The sequence below is a fragment of the bacterium endosymbiont of Bathymodiolus sp. 5 South genome (genome assembly GCF_900128535.1).
Lineage (GTDB): Bacteria > Pseudomonadota > Gammaproteobacteria > PS1 > Pseudothioglobaceae > Thiodubiliella.
Genome location: NZ_FQTR01000325.1, coordinates 1 through 1,250, shown reverse-complemented (window position 1 = coordinate 1,250; position 1,250 = coordinate 1). Strand labels below are relative to the sequence as shown.

General features: G+C 41.3%; 2 protein-coding genes, 1 tRNA gene and 1 pseudogene. 1 reads left to right on the top strand and 3 read right to left on the bottom strand.

All coding sequences use genetic code 11. From position 1 onward, the window contains the following. Nucleotides 1–152, top strand: a pseudogene (locus BBROOKSOX_RS11210) (carboxylating nicotinate-nucleotide diphosphorylase); the annotation flags it as partial. Between the two features lie 15 nt (nt 153–167). On the opposite strand, the gene cysQ reads toward BBROOKSOX_RS11210, so the two are convergent. The 3 genes from cysQ to BBROOKSOX_RS11195 all read right to left on the bottom strand — a co-directional run. Next, nucleotides 168–929, bottom strand: a complete 762-nt coding sequence (gene cysQ / locus BBROOKSOX_RS11205; protein ID WP_139661921.1) for a 3'(2'),5'-bisphosphate nucleotidase CysQ — start codon at nt 927–929, stop codon at nt 168–170. Nucleotides 930–1,013: 84 nt separating this feature from the next. Continuing rightward, nucleotides 1,014–1,090 (bottom strand) — tRNA-Ile (locus BBROOKSOX_RS11200). Nucleotides 1,091–1,098: 8 nt separating this feature from the next. Then, nucleotides 1,099–1,250: sigma factor-like helix-turn-helix DNA-binding protein (locus BBROOKSOX_RS11195; RefSeq protein ID WP_139661919.1), on the bottom strand; the 152-nt coding region annotated here is incomplete at its 5' end.

Genomic DNA, 1,250 nt, shown 5'->3' with positions numbered 1-1,250 from the left:
GCTTATCGAATGGAAAATTACCCTTAGAGGCATCGGGGAACATTGACGAAAATACCATTTTGGCAGTTGCCAAAACAGGGGTTGATTATATTTCTACTGGTAGTATTACTAAGAATATTCAAGCAATTGATCTATCTTTGCGATTCAATTGAGAGGCGCTCGGCTTCTCAATTAATGCCTGAGGCAAAGAAAATAGGCGAGAGTAAATCATCTTTGGTGTTGTATCTCAGTGGTGCGCCATTTTCATCAAGCACTGAACCCCCAGCATTTTGCAAAATACAAGCACCTGCTGCTGTATCCCATTCGCAACAAGGACCAAATCTAGGGTAGTAGTCGTAAATCCCTTCGGCAATTTTACAAAATTTTAGCGCACTGCCTAAGCAAGAGAGTTGATGCTCACCAAGTTGTTCAAGATGTGCTTGTAGTCGTTGACTATGCGCTGAATAGTGTCCAGTTACCACGCGTAGTGGTTGTGTTGCTACGCATGCTTTGAGGCGTGTTTTAGTGTTGTTATGGATTTGGTGGGCGCTGTTGTCAAAGCCATAATAGTGTGCATGAGTCAGTGGTGCGTAAACCAATCCAAAAATTGCCTGATGATTTTTAATATAGGCAATACAAATGCAAAACTCTCCCGTTTGTTCTATAAAATCTCGTGTCCCATCCAGTGGGTCAATTAGCCAATATTCCTGCCATTTTGAGCGTTGTTTAAAAACCATAGCATCAGATTCTTCGGATAAGATTGGGATATTTGGTGTTAGTTGAGATAAGGCATCAACAATGGATTGGTGTGCATTTTGATCAGCGATAGTGAGTGGTGTTTCATCTGCCTTTAGCTCAACTTTAAGGTCATTTTTATAATACGACAAAATCTCTTCACCAACATGGGTAGTTAATTCAATTAATTGTGGGAGAATTTTGTCAAACGCCATGCGAGCATCATACCTTATGTGTCGTTATATAAGCGTACACAACAAGTCTAATACCCAAAGGGTAAAATACTTTTAGTGTGAATGTGGTGGGCCTTCTTGGACTTGAACCAAGGACCAAACGATTATGAGTCGTTTGCTCTAACCAACTGAGCTAAAGGCCCTAAAGGGGTTACTCTAGGAAGCTTGAAAGTTTATGCGCTCTAGAGGGGTGTCTAAGTTTGCGCAAGGCTTTGGCTTCAATTTGGCGAATACGCTCGCGTGTTACATCAAATTGACGACCAACTTCTTCTAGAGTGTGGTCGGTATTCATATCAATACCAA

Coding starts and splice junctions, on each gene's coding strand:
- cysQ (WP_139661921.1), bottom strand. CDS start 929: ATGGCGTTTGACAAAATTCTCCCACAATTAATTGAATTAACTACCCAT.